Raw genomic sequence first — 18680 nt, forward strand, 5'->3', positions numbered from 1 at the left:
TTCGAGACTACCGAAGAACGGGGCGGGTCCTCTGGTCATCTGGATAAATCAGCCAGCGGTTCTCGGAGAAATAAGCTCTCGTGCGAGTCTGCTGGTCAGAAGCCTGGGAAAGGACCAGCGAAAAATTGTAACTGTTCTCCTGGCTGGGCTCTCTTCTGAAGTCAAAATATGCACCAAAGCGCTCATATCTGGTGTCAGCGAGTTTCTGGACCGGGATCAGGGCTTCCTGAAAGTCCCCCCACCCCGCCTGGCCGACGATGACCTCGAAGATGCGCATAAGGGAGGGATCAAGCACCCCCTGATCATCTGTGTTCGGCCCGACAATTCTACCGGTGATCTCAGTGATATCGCCCGATGGATTGCCTCGAACACGCAGAAACGTCGACCGAAGAGGACGGACCTCGTCTCGCTCGTAAATGCGCTGAAAGTAGCACTCGTAGTTCACACTTCGCATGGAAGCGGCACGCCATTGCGTCGTGTCGATGCCCGCGTCACGAAACGCAGTGCAAATCTCAGGCCCCGAAATCCGCCATGTGCGCGAGAACTGGCTTGTCAGTTCAGAAACCGGAGCATCGAAAAGGCGCGTTCCCTTCAACACGTATGGGCGTGCATCGGCACCCACGGCAATCAAGTCGCCGGTCGACCGCGTTAATCGTGCCTGCTTTTGAACGACAGGATATTCGCTTGGTGGAGCGAGATAGCTCCAAAAGTGTGCATTGCTTGATAGCGCGAGGCTCCCCGCAACAGCGAAACAGAGAAGACCGATGAGGGGCGTTTTACGGCTTTTTATCCAGAGCGGCGGCCTAGTTATCCGACTTCCTGAACTCTGGCTTCCCAAATCAAGCACCGTCGTGAGGTAAATGCGAGATCTCTAAGATAGCAGTGGTTGAACTGATATGGAAGATATCGGCCAGCTTGCTATGCTTTTCATGACGTTGATGGTGTCGCCGCCGAGGCGAACACTGCCGCGATCATGGGCTGAGGTTGACGCCCCGGCGTGCAATCATCCTAGCATTTCTGGAGTAGAGTTCCAGAATTGCAAGGAAGCGACGTCCTGAAGCCGCCCTCTAGCGGCAGCCATGCTATTTTTCTTTCAGCCTTTCTAAAGCCGTTCACCCTTTGCCGAGCCGCCGACATACTCCTGGGGGAGGCATCGCTGATCGCTGTTTCCTTGCCGTGCCTGTGCGAACTCCTGTGGATACTGCGAAGGGGTGCGAAGCGGGCAAAACAACAGATTGCGGTAACTGTTTGTGATCTGTTGGACGGCGGGAATGTCGTGATGAAGGGATCGTGCGTTTGCGCTAGTCAGAGGCCCAAGGCCGCGCCATCCTTGCGATGATCAGAGCCGGCAATGTAACCGTCACGGTACCGGCAAACAAGTTGCGCGCCGCCGAAAGCAAAACTGTTGTCGGGACTATTCCGGCTGATGGTGTGACCACGGCTCACAAGGCCGTCAATCGTCGCCTGCGGCATGGTGTGCTCGACTGCCACGTCCCGACCTGAAACGAAGCGCCACCGTGGAGCGTCGCTTGCCGTCTGAGGGTTCTGCCCGAATGCGATCATACGCACGACCATCTGTACATGCCCCTGAGCCTGCATTGGGCCACCCATGACTCCGAAACTCATCAACGGCTGATTATCTTTCATCAGGAAGCCGGGGATTATCGTATGGAACGGCCGTTTCCCGGGTCCAACCTGATTTGGATGACCTTTTTCTGTGGTGAAGCCCAACCCGCGGTTTTGCAGATGGATGCCGGTCCCGGGAATGACAACTCCCGAGCCGAAGCCCGAATAGTTCGACTGGATGTAAGAAACCATCATGCCCTTTTCGTCACAAGCGGACAGGTAGACAGTGCCACCCAGTCTCGCCTCAGACCGTGGCGGAATAAGTGTGATTGTTTTTCCTTTATAATCCAGCTTGCGCTTCAAACGCAGACGGAACGAACCTCACAACAGGGCGGAATCGAGTCTTAAAACCTCAGATCGTCCCGGAAGTCGGTCAGGTGGCGCGAAGTCTCCGATGGCTTTAACCAGGTCCTCCGGACATTGCTCCACCAGTGCCATCACCACCGTCGTTGTCGTGGTAGTCATCGGCGCGCGGCAGACGCAACCGTATGCCTTCGCGGTCCCCTACTTCTGGAAGGACAAAAGCATTGGTCTTGCTCAAAAGTGCCATTGCACCCGGCAGCGTCGTCCAATCGATTGCGTGTGAGTAGCGCTGTCCGAATTCGAGGGTTTTGAGAAGAGTGTCCGGGTTTCCGTAGTTGCTCATCAGCCTAAGTCCCTCCAGATAGTTCGAGCGGTAGACGGTAGGAATGATGATCCGCGCTTCGTTCCCTGCTGACAGTTCGGCATTCATCATAATGCGTGCTGACCTGCCGTTACCGTCGGCAAACGGGTGAACCTCCGCGACCATGAACATCATGAATATTGCCCGGTCCAGTGGCGCTTCGAGTCGTTGGTAGATATCGAATCCTTGTCGTAGGGTTCCGACAACATCTTCTGGCCTGACGAAGATGGTTGCACCTGCTTTGTTGCCGGACGACTTGAATTCTCCAGGCTTCTTTTCGGGACGCCCTTCCATAATCCTCTGGTGACGTTGCTTCAGCAGTTCGAGAAATTCTTCGAAATTCTTGGGTGTTCGACCGTTGTCGTCTGGGTTGGACACCACGGCAAAGGTACCCTGTATATCGTGAGCGTCTGCAGGCCGTTCTGGCGGGATCGCCCCGTTGAAGATGATATCCTCGGCCTCCTCGACCTCGAACTCTGTACCTTCAATAAAGTTCGAGAAATACGCTTCGAAAAAGGCCATGTGCACGGCCGAGGAACCGTTGAGATGAGCGATCCGTGGACTTTGAGGGGCCCTTGCCCTGAGTACGTCGTACATTGAGTTGAGCAGGTCGACCCTCTTGTGATCGAACGGCATCCCGGTTGCATGGGCGATGGCCGAAGGTGCCGAAAGCTTGACGTCCCTCGTCCCGAGGAGCGTACCGATAATGGTATCCAGGTCGTTGGACTCCTTGACCAAACCGAGGACGCGGCCTGCGTCTTTAATCTGGTCACGCAGAAGATTCAGGCCAGCCTCTCCGTTGGTACGAAGATACTTGGTGAGGTGTTCTTCAATCTCAACTCGGGAAGCGGTCCGTGAAACCCCGGTTCGGGCGCGAGAGGACACCATGTTTTCGACAAATGCACGCGCTCGCGACGAACAGTAAAGACTATCGCGCATAGGGAAATCGCCTACCACCCTCCCGACACCTACACGTGCGCGGAGCGTGATACCAGGAAGTTCGACATCCCGTTTTGACCCGGCATCGAGGAAGACTGTTCCGTCACCTGCCGGCTTCATTTCGAGCGCGGTGCGATCAACGATGACAGCGTCAGGAAAATAGAGGGGGACGATCTTCCATACATTCCGCCTGACCAGTTCGGCAGGATCACCCGAGAGATGACTTGTGAACAATCGACTACCGAGGGGCCGAAGCTTGCCAGCTTGCACTGCCCGCGAAATCTGAAGCGAAGTCGCTGTTGTGGACACTATGAAATCTGGAATATCGACCATTTTCTCTCCTTAGCCGCACCCGCGGCGCTGAAAATGCAAAGATTTATGACTTAGCAGATCATCAATGAAAATTTTCAGCACTTAATCATGATGCAACGTATGGATTGAATCTGCATTTAACAAGTCGCGCGTGAGCATTTATGAAAACTTTGGCACTTTAACCAAGTGCCGTTGATGATTTATCCGACTTAGCGTCAATGTATGTCGAGTTTGTATCACACGTGGAAGCAAGGAGCCGATCAATCGGGAATTTGATCGCTCCTCATTTGCTGACCGTTTCAGCATTCGGGTTCTGGATTGCTCGGTCGATGGCGCAACCGGCCTTTTCAAGCAGAGCTTGCGCGGCGTGCAGACGGAGCGTCAGGGACGGCGCCTGCGATGCTCTGTTGAAACGGCTAATCGATATCGCACTCACGGCCTGGCCACGGAAGAGTAGCACCTAGAGGGACCTGATGTGAGGGATCCGAACCAGCGACTCTGCAGTTCCGCTGCTTTGATGTCATATCGAAAGGACATCCAAGTGTAGAGGAGACTTTCCCTCATCAAAATCAGATCGGTCTTGCCAACGAGATCCCGTTCGACATAGCCGGGTCATGCACAGGCCACGACGATCGTCGGAGGCGCCTTCAGGCAGGTTCCCAAGCCAGGAATGGCCGACGCTGACAGCGGGACAGAAGATCAACGTTCTTGATAATAGTTGATAAAACGCCGATCTTGTCTCCTATCGTGCGATGGCTGACAAGGCCGACAAATCAGCATGATCCTTGAGGTCCACCGGGTACTCAGGTTGCACATGTGCAGAGGATCGGTGTCATCAGCCTGACATGTGCATCCATGCGCTCCAGAACCTTTGCCGGAACGACCTCGCGTTCCGGTAGCGACCACCAGCGACCATTTACGCGCTCGACCATTTCGACCACCACCCTCAAAACCGCGGCTTCCGGCAATCGCGCGCGATTGGCGAAGGCTTTCCATCGCTGTGCATCCAATGCCTTGAAAGGACGCTCGCCGGCGAGCGACAGAGCCATGGCGTCCGCCGGGATGTACGGGATCGTCGAGAGCACGTCATAGACAGGCGCGAGATCCGGTTTGTCACCGACACCTCGATAGATCAATGACCAGTTTTTCAGGTGCATGTCGCCATTGCCCGTCAAGGCAGCTAGAGCCAATCGGCGGGCGAACTCGAGAGCGGCTGCGGACGACACGGCAATGTTCAAGGCCGCAGCGATATCATGATAGGCGGCTCCTTCATACTTCCGGGAAGGATTGACGCCGAAGACCTGGGCGAAGTCCTCGATATGGATCCGCTCACCATTGATGCTACGATCGAAGCGTTTGACGAGCAGGACTTTTCCATCTGACAGCGTTTCGAACTCTTTTGGAATTCCTTCGAGCTCCGATTGCTCGACAAGTTCGCGTTCCGGCACCTCCATGCCGATCGCTTCTGCCAAAGCAAGATTGGCATACTCGTTCTCCGAGACGCCGGGAAATGAGGTGGACGGAAACTTGGCGATATACGACCCCTGCTCGTCACCAAGCGGCAGGGTCACGCCGCCGCCCTTCCCCGTGTTCTTGATGACTGAGAGCTTCATTTGCACACCTGCAAGCGAAAACCGGGCTTTCGGTTTCGGGACTTGTATATCGTTGAGATGCACCACAGTTCCGTCGCTCGGCACGACGCGGACGGCACCCGGCAGGTCCGAGCCGAGTGCGACAAGCAGGTCGAAATCGTTCCCGGCGCGTATGCTATCGGCGTGATGCTTTTCCATCGCCTCGCGCAGCTTGTCCTCTGGGAGAAGATTGGCGAAGAACGCCGGCAAGGCTCTGGCAATAGGCTTCGGGTCTTTGCGCAAGCCCCCGTTGGCGGCGCGAAAAGACAGGCTAAGAACGGGAAATCCGCCGGTCGCGCGATAGCTATCATCGAAACTGAACGCGTTGAAATCACCGGGCGTCCTTACGAGCGTGCCTACCTTCACGTCGTTCAGCAGCACGTCGAGCGACGAGATGGATCTCGGATTGGGAAAGGCCTCAGTCACCACGTTCACCGCCTGGATTTGCAACGAATGCCGGAAGATCATCGAGATCGTCGTGTGGCCGCAGTAAAGCATCGACGGCCGGCACCATCGCCTGCGGGATGAGCATTAGCTCAAGCCCGAGAGCACGGGCGATGTTGATTAAAGTCGTCGTACGCGCGGCGCTACTTCCAGCCTCGATTTCACGGTATCGAGGCCGCGATATGCCTGCCATGTCGGCGACCTGCTCTTGGGTTAATCGCTGGACCTTACGAGCGGCCTTCAGCAGTTGCCCGATATCCAGCAGTGCGTTTGACTCGGAGCGTGCCATCATCCTTACCCGTCCCGTCTTCTTAGAGCTGGTGGGTGAGCTAGCAAGATCATCCCTTCCAGTCAAACAAAAAGATAAACATACGGATCATTTCAGAACACATGATCTGTTTACATATCATTAATGACGTTTTCAGACGACGCCGCGAGGCGTCCCCACCTTACATGCTTCGTTAAACGCCGACGCTTATTTCCGCTCGCCCTCGGCACCGGTGCTGACAAGAAATGGAATGAGCATGCCCAAACACGATCTCTCATCACGTCATTTTCAGAAAAAAATGTCCGAATTCCGCGAGGTACGTATTGCACCGATGTCCTCGAAGCGGGTGCTGGAAAATGTCCGCCCTCGACTTTTTGAAGCGGATTGACGCCGAAATGCCCAATGGGCCGGACGTGCATCTGGTGATGGACAACTATGCCACCCAAAAGAGACCAAGGGTCAAGGCATGGCTCGCGCGCCGCCCACACTGGCATGTTCACTTCACGCCAACGTCGGCATCCTGGATCAATCAGGTCGAGCGATGGTTCGCAGAGCTGACGCGAAAACAGTTGCAGCGCGGCGTACACCGTTCCACTGCAGAACTTGAAGCCGACATCGACGCTTTCATCGAAACCCACAACGACAATCCCACCCCATACAAGTGGGTCAAATCCGCCGACCAGATCCTCGCGTCGGTCAAACGCTTTTGCCAGAAGACAATGAACCGAACTTCAGATTCAGGTGACTAGACTAGTCAGTCTGATCGTTTACCGTAAGCGGCCGCCGATGATCCGCTCGTGTGAGGACTGGCCAGACACGTAGCGCGCGATCAAATGACCGATCTGACAAACTATCTCGTAGTAATTGGATGGAAACGGATGGATAATAGTACATGAGAGTGTCTCATGAATTGGATGGGAATATGGAATTTCTAAACACGGCGACCGTCCCGATCACGCCCGAAATCCTTTCGCTCATCGCCGAAATCGACGAATTCAAAGGTGCTTGGCGTGCGATCTGCCGGATCGCGCCTGAGGGGCTGTCCATCCTTCGGCGTGTCGCCACGATCGAACGTCGGTTCCTCCACACGTATTGAAGGGGCACGCCTGACCGACCCGGAGGTCAAAAAGCTGCTGGCAAATATCCGCCTCGGGTCATGCGGAGGTGATGGAGACCATCTTCAATACTTACGAAGCTATTTCGTTCACCGAGAATCATATCCGTCAGCTCCACCGCGACCTTCTTGCGCATTCGACAAAGGCCGAGCGGCATCGCGGCGCCTACAAAACCCTCTCCAACAACGTGGAAGCGTTTAACGAAGAGGGCGAGAGCCTCGGCATCGTTTTCGAAACGGCCTCGCCGTTCGATACGCCGCGTCGAATGCAGGAACTGATCGCCTGGCTGAATGAGCAAGGGCGAGAAAAGCGGCTCCATCCACTTTTGGTCGTCGCGATCTTCGTTGTCGTTTTCCTAGAAATCCATCCATTTCAGGATGGCAATGGCCGCCTATCGCGTATTCTGACCACCTTGCTGCTCCTGCGGGCCGGCTACGCTTACGTCCCGTACAGCTCGCTCGAAAGCATCATCGAGCAAAGCAAGGAGAGCTATTACATCTCGCTTCGGCGCACGCAGGGAACGATCCGCAGCGCGCAGCCCGACTGGAATCCCTGGATCGAGTATTTTTTGAGAGCCCTGCATCGGCAGAAGACCCGGCTTGAGAAGAAAATGGAGCGCGAGCGTATTATCCTCGCCGACATGGCGGAATTATCCGTTACATTGCTCGAGTTGGCGCGCGAGCAAGGGCGGATTACGGTCGCGCAGGCTGCCCGGATCACCAATGCAAGCCGTCACACCATCAAGGACCATCTCAAGGCACTTGTGGATCAAGGGCACCTCATCCTGCACGGTGCCGGCCGCGGCGCCTGGTACGGTCTTTCCTGATGAATCGGATGTCAGGCCCATCTGAATGGTTTGCAGTTGAAGGGAACAGAACCAGCGCGGCACTATTCAAATGAGCTAAGCTTCTGAAAACCCTAGAAAAGGATAGTAGTGGCCCGGGGGGATCCCCGAGCCTTTTTCGCTTATTTCGCGGTCTTTATCTTGTTGACCTCTTCGGCGCTCAATTCGCCAACAGTCGTCACCTCGCCATTGGTGATCTTCCAGAGACGGAACGGGCCGGTGATGTCGCCGTATTGATCGAAGCTGACAGGGCCGATGACGCCTTCGTACTTCACAGGCTTGCCGTCCTTGATGAGCTGCAGAGCCTTGGCAAACTCTTCCTTGCCGGCATGGATCGGCGTGCCGCCTTCGGCCACCACTCCCGGCACCGCAGCCTTGATGGCGGCAGCATCCGCTTTGCCCGCCTTGGCGATGGCAAGTGCGACGATCGCACCGGCATCATAGGAGCGGTCAGCGGCCGGGGCAGAAGGCGAGATGCCGCCGGAGAAGGCTTCATAATTGCCGTTGAAATACTCGGTCGACGCCGTCGGGCTGGTGCCGGAGGAGGTGCCATAGGCGTTCTCCAAATACTGCGCGCCGACACTCTCGATGAAGTCCTTGGAGTTCATGCCGTCGTTCAACAGGAATGTCTGCTTGCCACCGCCGGAAACCCAGGCGCGGGCAATGGTGGCGCCATCGACGGGAGTGCTGACGAGATAGAGCGCATCGGGATCACCGGCCATGGCGGCGCTGGCTTCCGAGGCGTAGCTCGACTGCTTCTCGTTATAGGGCGTGGTCGAGGTGATCGTGCCACCGAGCTTCTGATAGGCGGTCGCGAACTCCTTGACCATGTTCACGCCGAAATCGTTGTTGACGTTGATGATCGCGATCTTCTTCAGGCCTTGATCAATCGCGAACTTCGCAGCCGCCGTGCCCTGTAGCGCATCGGAGGTAATGGTGCGGAAAAAGACGCCGTTGGTCTTGCCGCTGCGGCCAAGCTCGGTCAGCGTCGGCGAAGACGATGCAGGCGATACCTGCACGACGCCGGCCGGCGCCGTCACCGATGTCAGGATCGGGATCGAGACTGACGAGATGATGCCGCCGATGATGACGGGCACCTTCTTGATGTTAACGAGCTGCGTCGCCTGATCGACGGCAACGTTACCCTGGCTCTGGCCGTCGCGGGTATCGGCCACGACCTTGCAGCCATTGACGCCACCGGCGTCGTTGATATCGCGGAAAGCCATCTCGACGGACTTGGCACCCGCCTTGCCATATTCACCGGCCGGACCGGTCAGTTCCATGACGAGGCCGACGGTGATGTCGCAGTCGGCCGCCAATGTCGGCGCCGTGGACGCAGCAAGGGCAGCGACCATGGCGGAAAGCAGGAATGTCGTTCTCATTTTTGTTCCCCTTTGTTGAGATTGTACTTCATAATGCTGCCGTGGCGGCCTTCCCTGTTCCGCTCCAGCGCATAAACGTCGCCGTCGAGCGGCTTTGAATGCGCAAGGACCGCATCAATCTCGGCCCTGTCCGTTTCGCTGAGCACGATATCGGCGATGGCGAGATTGGACTGCAGGTGATCCCTATTGCGGGCGCCGACGATCACGGCCGCGACGCCAGGCTTGGTCAGCATGGCGGCGCTGGCGATGGTCGCGATATCGGTGCCGTGGCGGTCGGCGATCCCGCGCAGCGTCGATAGCAGGACCTGGAACAGGTCCCAGCCGCCGAAATCATCGATGATTAGCTTGTATTTCGTGAGCGACCGGTTTTCGAGCGGATGCTCCGGCTCCTTTTGGCCGAGCCAGCGATCGCCCAGGAAGCCGCCGGCCACCGTGCCATAGCAAAGCAAGGCGAAGCTCTTCTCCTGAGCAAGCGCCACCATGCGCTTTTCCGGGCGCCGGTCGAGCAGCGAATATTGCAGCTGCAGCGAGGTGAAGGGCACGCCGGAGCCGATGATCGCCTCGATATGATCGGTGTCGAAATTGGTCCCGCTGATCTTGCCGATCTTGCCGGCCTCATGCAGCTCCTTCAGCCAGCTCGCCGTCGCCAGCCAGCCCTCGATATCATAGGCCCACCAGTGGAACTGAACGAGATCGAGGCAATCGAGGTTGAGCCGCTTGCGCGAGGTATCGATGACGCCTTCGACGTAAGCCTTGCTGATGTTTGGCAGGACCGTGAGATCGGGAACGAACTTGGTGTGGACGCGGATGCGCGAGAGGGCCTCAGTGCCGCGCAGGTTTTTGTAGGCAACGCGGAAACGGCCGATCAGCTCCTCGACACCGGTATAGATATCGGCGCAGTCGAAGGTGGTGATGCCGGCATCGGCAAAGGCAATCATGTCCTCGAGGGCGCTCTCGCCATCGATTGCGCCATGGCCGCCCGCCAGCTGCCAGCCGCCGCGAATGACGCGGGAGATTGCGTAACCGGGGGCGATGGTGATGCGCTGCATATTGGTCGGCCTACTCGTCATTCAAGGGAACCGCCGTGGTGGCGGCATGGCTGAAACGGCGCAGGCCCGTGCGGGTGATCCTGAGCCGTGTCGAGCAATTGGGATCCGGGCAAGCGATGTCGGCGTCCGTCGTCATCCAGTCGTTGCGATCTGTCGGACGCTGCTTGGCCGCGAGCAGCGGCAGCACGGAGGAGAGCGAGTAGATCGAAATCCCCTGCCCCTGTGGCAGGTGCAGCATCTCGCCTTTGAGCTCGAAATGGTCGCCCGGCTTGGCGCCGCAATAGACCGCGCCTCCTTCCGGAATGATCACGTCGACCCTCAGATCAAAAAGGTCGAAGCCGTCGTCGATGGGTTCAGCCATGATGGTCTCCCGGCGCGTGATCTTCAGGTTCGGCGTCCAGCCGCCCGCGGATCAGATCGAAGGAGCGGCTGATGTCGTTGGAAAGCGATCGGATCGCGGCCTCGACATCGCGCTTTTCGAGCGCATCGATCAGCGCCCAGTGATGATTGGTGGCGGCAAGTCCGCCCTGTTCGTCATGAATATGCGCGGCCTTGCGGATTATCGCGCCCGATTGCAGCCACAGGCTCTCGACGATCGGGATCAGCACCTGCGAGCGCGCTGCATGATAGATGTGGAAATGAAACTGCTGGTTCAGCGCTGATGTGACATGGCCAATATCCTTGCCATGCTGCTCGAAAGCGAGATCGCAATCGACATTGATCTGCTTCAGCACGGCAAAGTCGTCATCCATCAGACTGGGCAACGCCAGCGCAACCATCTGGCCCTCGATCAAGATGCGGGCGCGGGCGAGATCGTCGAGACGTTCACGGGTGATGAGTGGCACGCGCACCGAGCGATTGGGCAGCGATTCCAGCGCCTGTTCGGACACGAGGCGCCCAAGCGCCTCGCGCACCGGCATGGTGCTGGTCTGCAGCCGCTCGGCGAGATCGACGATGCGCAAAACATCGCCTGCATCGAACATGCCGTTGATCAGCGAGTTCCGGAGCTGCGAGTAGACGCGGTCCTGCAGCGTCTCGCGCCCGACCGGAGCGAGCGCGTCGTCACGGTAGTGACCGCCATCGGCGGGCGTCCTCGCCTGGGCTCCTGCAGACGGTACTACCCCCGTCTGGACTACCATTGAGCCTGGTCCGTGGAAGGCCGGTTTTTTCGGTTGCTTTTAAACATGGGGTAAAGTTTGATCAAACATCACCGATCAAATCAAGAGACTTCTTTCTCCATGCCCTTGCCAATGCCAGACGCCCCAAAGAAAGCGGCAGAATCCGCGAGAGCCGTGATCGACGCGCGCGAACTAATGAAGTCGTTTCAGGGCAACGTGGCCGTCGGCGGCATGTCAATCAGGCTCGGCGAAGGCGAAATGGTCGGCCTCATCGGCCCGAATGGGGCCGGCAAGACAACGCTGTTCAATCTGATCGCCGGTAGTCTCAAGCCGACGTCGGGCGAAATCTGGATCGGTGGTCGGGAGGTGTCGCAGGAAAGCCCGGAACGACGAATTGGTCGCGGTGTCGGCCGTACCTTCCAGATCCCGAAGCCCTTTCTTGAGATGACCGTGCTCGAGAACGTGCTCGTCGGCGCACAGGCGCAGGACGGCGAGCGGTTGGTCGCCAACTTCCTGCGCTTCGGCCATGTCAGGCAGCAGGAGCGGCTGGCGATTGAGAAGGCGCGCGCGCTGCTGGAGTTCGTCACCTTGTCCGGCCTTGGGGGACAGCCCGCAAAGGTGCTGTCGGGCGGGCAGCGCAAGCTGCTCGAGCTCGCGCGCATCCTGATGGCGGATCCGCAAGCGATCCTGCTCGACGAGCCGGCGGCGGGCGTCAACCCGGCGCTCTTGGAGACGATCATGGAACGCGTGCTGGATCTCAATGCGCAGGGCAAGTCGATCTTGCTGATCGAGCACAATATGGACATGGTGTCGCGGCTCTGCTCCCGCGTCGTCGCCATGGCGCTCGGCAAGCCGCTGGCCGAGGGCACGCCGGCGGACGTCGCCTCCAATCCCGATGTGATCGAAGCCTATCTCGGAGCGGCGGCATGACAGCGACAGCGCTTCAAACCCATGCGCTGATCGCCGGATACGAACCCGACCTGCCGATCGTGCGCGGCGTCGATCTCTCGGTGGCGCCGGGCGAGCTGCTGGTGCTGCTCGGACCGAACGGCGCCGGGAAGTCGACCTTCGTCAAGGCGATCGCCGGCGTGGTGCCGATCCACTCAGGAAGCGTGATGCTCGGGGAGCGGGAGATCACCCGCGTCGCGTCTCACCGCAAGATCGGCGAAGGCCTTGCCTTCGTGCCGCAGACCGAAAACATCTTCGCGACGCTGACCATTCACGAAAACCTGCAGCTTGCTGCCGCTGTCCTGCCGAAGCCGCAGCGCTCCGAACAGATTGCCGCGCTATACCGTCGCTTTCCTGACCTCGCCAGCAAGCCTTCGCGCCTTGCCGGGGCGCTGTCGGGCGGGCAGCGGCAGATGCTGGCAGTCGCCCGCGCGCTGATCGTCGATCCCTCCGTGCTCATCCTCGACGAGCCCTCGGCCGGCCTGTCACCGAGGATCGTCGGCGAGGTGTTTTCGATGCTGAAGGAGATTAACGCCGGCGGCGTTACCGTCATTCTCGTTGAGCAGAACATCAAGGCGGCGCTGGCGATCGCCAGCCGCGCCGTCATCCTTGTCGAAGGCAGGATCAGGCACGAGGGCGAGGCCGCCTCGCTGCTCGGCGACCCGCTGATCGCCAAGCTCTATCTCGGCACCGCCACGCAAGCGTCGGAGGCACCATGAACCCGCAATTTCTCATGGATGGCCTGATTGCCGGCGCCATGATCGGCCTCGGCGCTATTGGCGTGACGCTCACCTATTCGATCCTGCGCTTTGCCAATTTCGCCCATGGCGAGATGCTGTCCTGGGGCGCCTATCTGGCGCTCGCGGTCAGCGGCGGCATGGGGCTCTTGTCGACCACGCTGACGAAGCCGATCGGCCCCTTCTCCTTCGGCTGGTCGCTGCCGCTTGCAGCCGTGATCGCGATCCTGCTCACAGGCTTGCTGGCGCTGGCCGTCGATGCGGTGCTGTTCGCCCGCCTGAGAGCGCGCGGCGGCGCGATCATCATCCTCGTCATGGCGAGCTTCGGCGCCTCGCTTGCGCTGCGCAGCCTGCTCGAATTCATCTTCACCTCCAAGCCCGTCTATTACACCAAGGCATTGCAGATCGCCGTGAAGATCGGCGGCGGCCTGCGCGCCACGCCCGATCAGCTCCTGTCGCTCGGCCTGTCACTGGTGGCGGTCGTCGCCATCCACCTGCTGATGACCCGGACCGATATCGGCCGCTCGATGCGCGCTGTTAGCGAAAACCCGGCTCTGGCGGGCATTGCTGGCGTGGATGTGCGCCGCGTGATCCGCGTCGTCTGGTTCGTCGGCGCTGCCCTTGCCTGCATCGCCGGCATCATGACCGGGCTGCTTGTGCAGATCCGCCCCTATCTTGGCCATGACCTGCTGCTGCCGCTGTTTGCAGCCGCGATCCTTGGTGGGATCGGCAGCGTGCCGGGCGCGATGATCGCCGGATTGATCGTCGGCCTGTCGGAGGCTGCCGCCGTGCAGATCGTCGGCGCGGAGTGGCGTGCGGCTGTTTCCTTCGTCATCATCGTGGCGGTCTTGCTTCTTCGCCCGCGCGGCCTGTTCGGGAGAGCGGCATGAGCCTTGATCTGATCGCCTACGCCGCCTTCTTTCTCACGATGGCGCTGACCTATGCCATCATGTGCCTCGGGCTTAATGTGCAATGGGGCCAGACCGGCCTCTTCAACGTCGGCATCGCCGCCTTCGTCGCGATCGGCGCTTACGTGTCGGCGCTATTGACGACGCCGGATGCGCCCGGCCGCTTCGGCGGCTTCGACATGCCGATCGCCATTGGCTGGCTCGGCGGCGCGCTGTTCGCCGGCCTTGCCGCCTGGCTGGTCGGCGCGCTGACCATTCGGCTGCGATCCGATTACCTCGCCATTGCTACCTTCGGCGTTGCGGTCACGGTGCAGCTTTGCGTGCTTAACCTGCAGCCGCTGACCGGCGGCGCCTTCGGCATCGGCTTCATTCCGCGCCCGTTCGGAAACCTTGCCGCTGATCCGCTGGCATTTTCCCTTTCCAATCTCGCGCTGATGGCGGCCGTCGTGCTGGCGCTCTATCTGGCGCTCCAGCATCTCGCCAAGAGTCCCTGGGGCCGCGTGCTGCGCGCCATCCGCGAAGATGAGAACGCGGCACAGGCGCTCGGCAAACGGCCGATCCGCTTTCGCCTGCAGGCCTTCACCATCGGCGGCGCCATCATGGGGCTGGCAGGCGCGGCGCAAGGACATTTCATCGGCTTTATCGCGCCAGACAATTATCTGCCGATCCTGACCTTCCAGGTATGGGCGATGCTGATCGTCGGCGGCTCCGGCAACAATCGCGGCGCCATTCTCGGCGCGGTGCTGGTCTGGGGTCTTTGGGCGCTGTCGGCCGCCGCCGTCTCCGCGCTCGTACCGCCCGAACAGCAGGCCCGCGCGGCATCGATGCAGATCGTCATGATCGGCGTCGGGCTCTGCCTCATCCTGCTCCTGCGCCCACGCGGCATCCTCGGCGCTTCCAATACGCTGGCCTCGCTGACCAGCAAGCGAAAACAGACATTCAGGGAATAGAAGCATGTCCCCCACGCCCCCACGCATAGCGCTCACCAAGGATCTCTCCATCAGCCGCATCGTTTGCGGACTCTGGCAAGTGGCCGACATCGAGAAGAACGGCACGGTGATCGATCCCGACAAGGGCGCCAATGTGCTGCAGGCCTATGCGCGCGACGGCTTCGACACGTTCGACATGGCCGATCACTACGGTTCGGCGGAGTTGATCACAGGGCGACTGCTGTCGCGCTATCACAATGGCCAGCGGCCCGTTGCCTTCACGAAGTGGTGCCCGGAACCGGGACCGATGACGGCTGATGTCGTGCGTCGCGGCGTTGAGGAACGGCTGACGCGGCTTGGCGTCGACAAGGTGGATCTCCTGCAATTCCACTGGTGGAGCTTCGAGCATCCCGCATGGCTCGACGCCCTGCACGAGATGCAGCGCCTGCGCGATGAAGGCCTGATCGGCTCGCTCGGCCTCACCAACTTCGACGCCGGGCATCTGGCGCTGGCGCTCGCCGATGGCATCGAGATCGCCAGCAATCAGGTTTCGTTTTCCCTGGTCGACCGCCGCGCCGCCGGTGCGCTTTCAAAGCTTTGCGCGGAGAGCGGCGTCAAGCTTCTTGCCTATGGGACGCTCTGCGGCGGACTTCTCTCGGAGAAGTGGCTCAACAAGCCGGAGCCGACGTCGATCGCCGATTGGAGCCGCTCGAAGTACAAGCGCTTCATCGATACCGCCGGCGGCTGGGAGGCCTTCCAAGGCATTCTCAATGCCGCCGCAACCATCGCGGCTACGCATGGCGTCTCGATTTCCAACGTCGCGAGCCGCTGGGTTCTGGAACACGATGCGGTCGCCGCAACCATCGTCGGCGCGCGGATCGGTGAGAACGAGCATCGCGGCGACAACCTGAACGTCTTCTCCTTCGCGCTCGAGGAAGAGGATCACCTGGCGTTGAACGCCGCCTTCGCCAAGACGCAACCCATTCCCGGCGATTGCGGCGACGAATACCGCAAGCCGCCGTTCCTCACCGCATCCGGCGACCTCAGCCACCATCTCGATGCCATTCCATCTATCTACACCGCTCAGGCCGTGCCCGGTCGTCCAGGCCGCTCGCGCGTCTCGTCCGGCAGCATCTGGGAGCCGATCGCCGGCTATAGCCGCGCCGTCCGGATCGGCAACCGTATCCTCGTCTCCGGCACCACCGCGACCCATGGCGCGGACCGCTGCGTCGCACCCGGCGATGCCGGTGCGCAGGCCACTTACGTTCTCGACAAGATCGCAGCCTCCATTTCGGCCCTTGGCGGCAGTATAGAAGACGTCATCCGCACCCGTATCTATCTGCGCGACGCAAACCAGTGGGAACCCGTTTCCCGCGCCCATGGCCGTGCCTTTTCATCCATCCTGCCCGCCAATACGCTCATCGAGGCCGGAAACCTGATCGGGGACTACGAGGTTGAAATCGAGGCGGAAGCAGTCTGCGACTGAGTGCAGGCAACATAAATCGGGCTGATGCCGGTGACCGCCAAGGAGGAGCGGCTGCTCACGATGGTCCGCGGAAAAGGTATCGGTCACAAGGGATGCGTCGGCGCGAAATCGCGCGACGCCCGAATTCCGACAATCAGCTCTCGACGGTCCGGGCTTTGCTCCATTCCGCATAGCGGGCAAGCGTTTCTTCATTAGGAGGATGGACGCCGTCGCACGTCCGGATTCAATTTCCGTTTTCAGGAACTCTTCCTGCTCTTCCATCGCGATCGCCTCGTCGGCGATTTCGTCGACGTACTCCTTCGGAATAACGATGACGACCTCACTGTCGCCGAAGATGATGTCGCCCGGATAGACGGCAACGCCACCGCATGCAATCGGCTGGTTCATGTCCGAAGCATGATGCGCCACCAGATTGGCGGGCGCGGCCGGCCCGAGGCAATAGGTGGGAAGCCGAGGGAGACGATGTCGGCGGTATCGCGTACCCCGTCATCCAGAACCATTCCCGCCGCGCTACTACGGTCACAGTTGCGGTCGGCTGGAAGTGGACGACCGAGATGTGGGGGAGACCCTGATATCGGAAGGTCTCGCCGTTCTTTTCATCTGTGGCGTGACCGGATGTCCCCCGACCAAGGCCGTAGTGCGGTTAGGCGTGGTGCGGCGCTTTTTGGCGCGCTTTCCAAAAAAACTGCACCCGAAGCCTGCGCTTCCATATCGACCGTCGTTCCTTCCTGCTCTCATTGAATAATTGGGTTCGAGCGAAGTCTGAAGGAGCTTCCTACCCGGACACAAAAAAGGCCCACGGGAGGTGTGGGCCGAGTTCCAGGAAAAATGATGTCTAACGACGGTAATTAAGCATGCCCTAATTGCTAATTAAGCATGCCCTAATTGCAAGGCAAAGCTGATGCGAGGGCGGCCGTCGCCGAATGTTCGCTAGCGTGTCTTTTTTAACACTTGTGCGCGTCGCCGTACAAATGGAACTACCGCGCCAGCCATCCGCCATCGACCGGTAGGACTATGCCGTGGACATAGTCGCAAGCCTTGGACGCCAGGAAGACTGCTGCGCCCCCGAGTTGCGCGGGATCTCCCCAGTGACCGGCAGGGATGCGGGCAAGGATGCCAGCGCTACGGTCAGGATCCTCGCGCAGAGCTGTCGTGTTGTTCGTGACAAAATAGCCTGGCGCAATGGCATTGACTGTGAGTTCATGCTGAACCGCGACTTTTGTGGCTCATCAAGCTAGCCGGCATGTCTGATCTGCGCGAGCAGTTTCTTGCGGAAGACTTCGGCCGGGGTTCGATAGCCAAGGCATTTGCGGGGTGTTGCGTTGAGCCGGTTGCAGATCTCGATAAGATCGGCATCTGTGACCGATAATGGATCGACCTCTCTCGAAAGCCATTTCCGGTCGCGGCCATTGGTATTCTCGACGGTGCCTTTCTGCCACGGCGATTGCGGGCCGCAGAACCAGGTTTGGGTGCCGATGCTCGCCTGAAGATACGGCCAATCCGTAAACTCCGTGCCACGGTCGAAGGTGATCGAGCGACGGGCTAGATGGGGTAGGGCCTTGAGGGCCTGTATGAGGCCGTCCATGACCGGACGTGACTGACGGTCGTTGCGTGGAAGAATGCGCCGGCTTGGCGCACTGCAGCCTCGGTTTCGTCCATCGCCGAGCGGCCGACTGCGACGATCGAGTCACCGGCCGCAGCCAAGGCGATAGCGATCGCCTGGCCAAGGCCGGAGGCGCTTCGTTACCTGATTGACTACGAGGGTCTCGACAAGACTGTTCTGCCGTATTTCGGCAAGCTTCCTGACCGGGCGTGCTGGCGGGCAGGATGAGATGATTCAACGCATCGCCGAAAACCCCCCAGTCACGCGCGATCGCTGCATCGATCAGCATGAAGCCGGTGACCTCAGGCACAAGGCGGCCGATATAATATACTGAAAGGCCCCCGCTGCCGCCGACAAGCCCGAGCACCGGCCGAGATCTCCATCGCTCATTTGCGCGATAGCGGCTGATCCATCCCCTGCAAGGCAGTCGCGATCTACTTCAGTTAGCTTTTTAAAAAAAATCATCCCAGTGCGGTTGCGGCATCAGTAACGTTGCCGGTCCGATGTACCTGCAGGGCTCGGTCTGGTTGTTGGTCCGGCTATTCCTCTCTGAATGCCTTCATCATTTGGTCTGTGAATGGTTTGAGGAGGTATGAGAGGGCGGTTCGCTCGGCGGTCTGGACGAAGACCTCGACGGGCATTCCGGGGATGAGCTTGTTGTCCTTGAGGAGGTTCTG

Annotated in this window: 16 protein-coding genes and 7 pseudogenes; 9 read left to right on the forward strand and 14 right to left on the reverse strand. The window is 59.5% G+C overall.

Going from position 1 to position 18680, the window contains the following annotated elements; all coding sequences use genetic code 11:
- Nucleotides 1-7: 7 nt before the first annotated feature.
- A complete protein-coding gene (locus tag FHT76_RS37185) occupies nt 8-847 on the reverse strand; it encodes a DUF6030 family protein (RefSeq protein ID WP_259131229.1) in 840 nt (279 codons plus the stop codon).
- Between the two features lie 276 nt (nt 848-1123).
- Between FHT76_RS37185 and FHT76_RS37190 the strand changes: the two are divergent.
- Nucleotides 1124-1297: pseudogene (locus tag FHT76_RS37190) on the forward strand (VapC toxin family PIN domain ribonuclease); the annotation flags it as partial.
- An 8-nt stretch (nt 1298-1305) separates the two neighbouring features.
- Here the strand turns inward: FHT76_RS37190 and FHT76_RS37195 are convergent.
- The 4 genes from FHT76_RS37195 to FHT76_RS37210 all read right to left on the reverse strand — a co-directional run bounded on the left by FHT76_RS37195 (nt 1306) and on the right by FHT76_RS37210 (nt 5905).
- Nucleotides 1306-1929: a gamma-glutamyltransferase gene (locus FHT76_RS37195; protein WP_246712792.1), complete on the reverse strand. Its 624-nt coding sequence runs from the start codon at nt 1927-1929 to the stop codon at nt 1306-1308.
- Between the two features lie 97 nt (nt 1930-2026).
- Nucleotides 2027-3562, reverse strand: coding sequence for a Fic family protein (locus FHT76_RS37200; RefSeq protein WP_259131231.1), 1536 nt, complete (start codon nt 3560-3562; stop codon nt 2027-2029).
- A 782-nt stretch (nt 3563-4344) separates the two neighbouring features.
- Nucleotides 4345-5598: a type II toxin-antitoxin system HipA family toxin gene (locus tag FHT76_RS37205; RefSeq protein WP_259131233.1), complete on the reverse strand. Its 1254-nt coding sequence runs from the start codon at nt 5596-5598 to the stop codon at nt 4345-4347.
- On the reverse strand, nt 5591-5905 hold the full coding sequence (locus FHT76_RS37210; RefSeq protein WP_183759038.1) for a helix-turn-helix domain-containing protein: 315 nt from the start codon (nt 5903-5905) through the stop codon (nt 5591-5593). Before FHT76_RS37210 ends, FHT76_RS37205 begins: the two co-directional genes overlap by 8 nt.
- A gap of 344 nt (nt 5906-6249) precedes the next feature.
- Here FHT76_RS37210 and FHT76_RS37215 point away from each other — a divergent pair.
- The 3 genes and pseudogenes from FHT76_RS37215 to FHT76_RS37225 form a co-directional block, all read left to right on the forward strand.
- Nucleotides 6250-6633 (forward strand): annotated as a pseudogene (locus FHT76_RS37215) (transposase); the annotation flags it as partial.
- A 173-nt stretch (nt 6634-6806) separates the two neighbouring features.
- Nucleotides 6807-6980, forward strand: coding sequence for a hypothetical protein (locus FHT76_RS37220; protein WP_259131235.1), 174 nt, complete (start codon nt 6807-6809; stop codon nt 6978-6980).
- 71 nt (nt 6981-7051) lie between these two features.
- Nucleotides 7052-7825 carry a Fic family protein gene (locus FHT76_RS37225; RefSeq protein WP_259131237.1) on the forward strand — a complete coding sequence of 258 codons (774 nt, stop codon included), beginning with the start codon at nt 7052-7054 and terminating at the stop codon, nt 7823-7825.
- A 140-nt stretch (nt 7826-7965) separates the two neighbouring features.
- Here the strand turns inward: FHT76_RS37225 and FHT76_RS37230 are convergent, their stop codons facing one another.
- Genes FHT76_RS37230 through FHT76_RS37245 form a run of 4 tightly spaced genes read right to left on the reverse strand, consistent with a single transcriptional unit; the run spans nt 7966 to nt 11413 of the window.
- Nucleotides 7966-9198 carry an ABC transporter substrate-binding protein gene (locus FHT76_RS37230; RefSeq protein ID WP_259186569.1) on the reverse strand — a complete coding sequence of 411 codons (1233 nt, stop codon included), beginning with the start codon at nt 9196-9198 and terminating at the stop codon, nt 7966-7968.
- A 23-nt stretch (nt 9199-9221) separates the two neighbouring features.
- Nucleotides 9222-10274 carry an aldo/keto reductase gene (locus FHT76_RS37235; protein WP_259131248.1) on the reverse strand — a complete coding sequence of 351 codons (1053 nt, stop codon included), beginning with the start codon at nt 10272-10274 and terminating at the stop codon, nt 9222-9224.
- Nucleotides 10275-10284: 10 nt separating this feature from the next.
- Complete coding sequence (locus tag FHT76_RS37240; RefSeq protein ID WP_183758968.1) at nt 10285-10635, reverse strand: TIGR04076 family protein; 351 nt, start codon at nt 10633-10635, stop codon at nt 10285-10287.
- Nucleotides 10628-11413, reverse strand: a complete 786-nt coding sequence (locus tag FHT76_RS37245; RefSeq protein ID WP_259131239.1) for a GntR family transcriptional regulator — start codon at nt 11411-11413, stop codon at nt 10628-10630. Before FHT76_RS37245 ends, FHT76_RS37240 begins: the two co-directional genes overlap by 8 nt.
- Before the next feature lie 99 nt (nt 11414-11512).
- On the opposite strand from FHT76_RS37245, the gene FHT76_RS37250 reads away from it, so the two are divergent.
- From FHT76_RS37250 to FHT76_RS37270, 5 genes are read left to right on the forward strand one after another with little or no spacing between them, the layout of a single operon-like run.
- A complete protein-coding gene (locus FHT76_RS37250; protein ID WP_259131241.1) occupies nt 11513-12322 on the forward strand; it encodes an ABC transporter ATP-binding protein in 810 nt (269 codons plus the stop codon).
- The gene (locus FHT76_RS37255) at nt 12319-13059 is read left to right on the forward strand and encodes an ABC transporter ATP-binding protein (protein WP_259131242.1); all 741 of its coding nucleotides are present in this window, start codon (nt 12319-12321) and stop codon (nt 13057-13059) included. The genes FHT76_RS37250 and FHT76_RS37255 overlap by 4 nt, the downstream gene beginning before the upstream one ends.
- Complete coding sequence (locus FHT76_RS37260) at nt 13056-13967, forward strand: branched-chain amino acid ABC transporter permease (protein WP_183864729.1); 912 nt, start codon at nt 13056-13058, stop codon at nt 13965-13967. The genes FHT76_RS37255 and FHT76_RS37260 overlap by 4 nt, the downstream gene beginning before the upstream one ends.
- On the forward strand, nt 13964-14935 hold the full coding sequence (locus tag FHT76_RS37265; protein ID WP_259131243.1) for a branched-chain amino acid ABC transporter permease: 972 nt from the start codon (nt 13964-13966) through the stop codon (nt 14933-14935). Before FHT76_RS37260 ends, FHT76_RS37265 begins: the two co-directional genes overlap by 4 nt.
- Nucleotides 14936-14939: 4 nt before the next feature.
- Entirely contained in the window at nt 14940-16400 is a 1461-nt protein-coding gene (locus tag FHT76_RS37270) for an aldo/keto reductase (RefSeq protein ID WP_259131245.1), read from the forward strand.
- A 133-nt stretch (nt 16401-16533) separates the two neighbouring features.
- Here the strand turns inward: FHT76_RS37270 and FHT76_RS37275 are convergent.
- The 5 pseudogenes from FHT76_RS37275 to FHT76_RS37300 all read right to left on the reverse strand — a co-directional run.
- Nucleotides 16534-16909 (reverse strand): annotated as a pseudogene (locus tag FHT76_RS37275) (ribonuclease activity regulator RraA); the annotation flags it as partial.
- Nucleotides 16910-17377: 468 nt separating this feature from the next.
- Nucleotides 17378-17596: pseudogene (locus FHT76_RS37280) on the reverse strand (SDR family oxidoreductase); the annotation flags it as partial.
- Between the two features lie 38 nt (nt 17597-17634).
- Nucleotides 17635-18021 (reverse strand): annotated as a pseudogene (locus FHT76_RS37285) (IS30 family transposase); the annotation flags it as partial.
- Nucleotides 18012-18134, reverse strand: a pseudogene (locus tag FHT76_RS37290) (2-deoxy-D-gluconate 3-dehydrogenase); the annotation flags it as partial. The pseudogenes FHT76_RS37290 and FHT76_RS37285, both read right to left, overlap by 10 nt.
- Before the next feature lie 408 nt (nt 18135-18542).
- Nucleotides 18543-18680: pseudogene (locus tag FHT76_RS37300) on the reverse strand (HlyD family type I secretion periplasmic adaptor subunit); the annotation flags it as partial.

It is taken from the genome of Rhizobium sp. BK176, assembly GCF_024808055.1.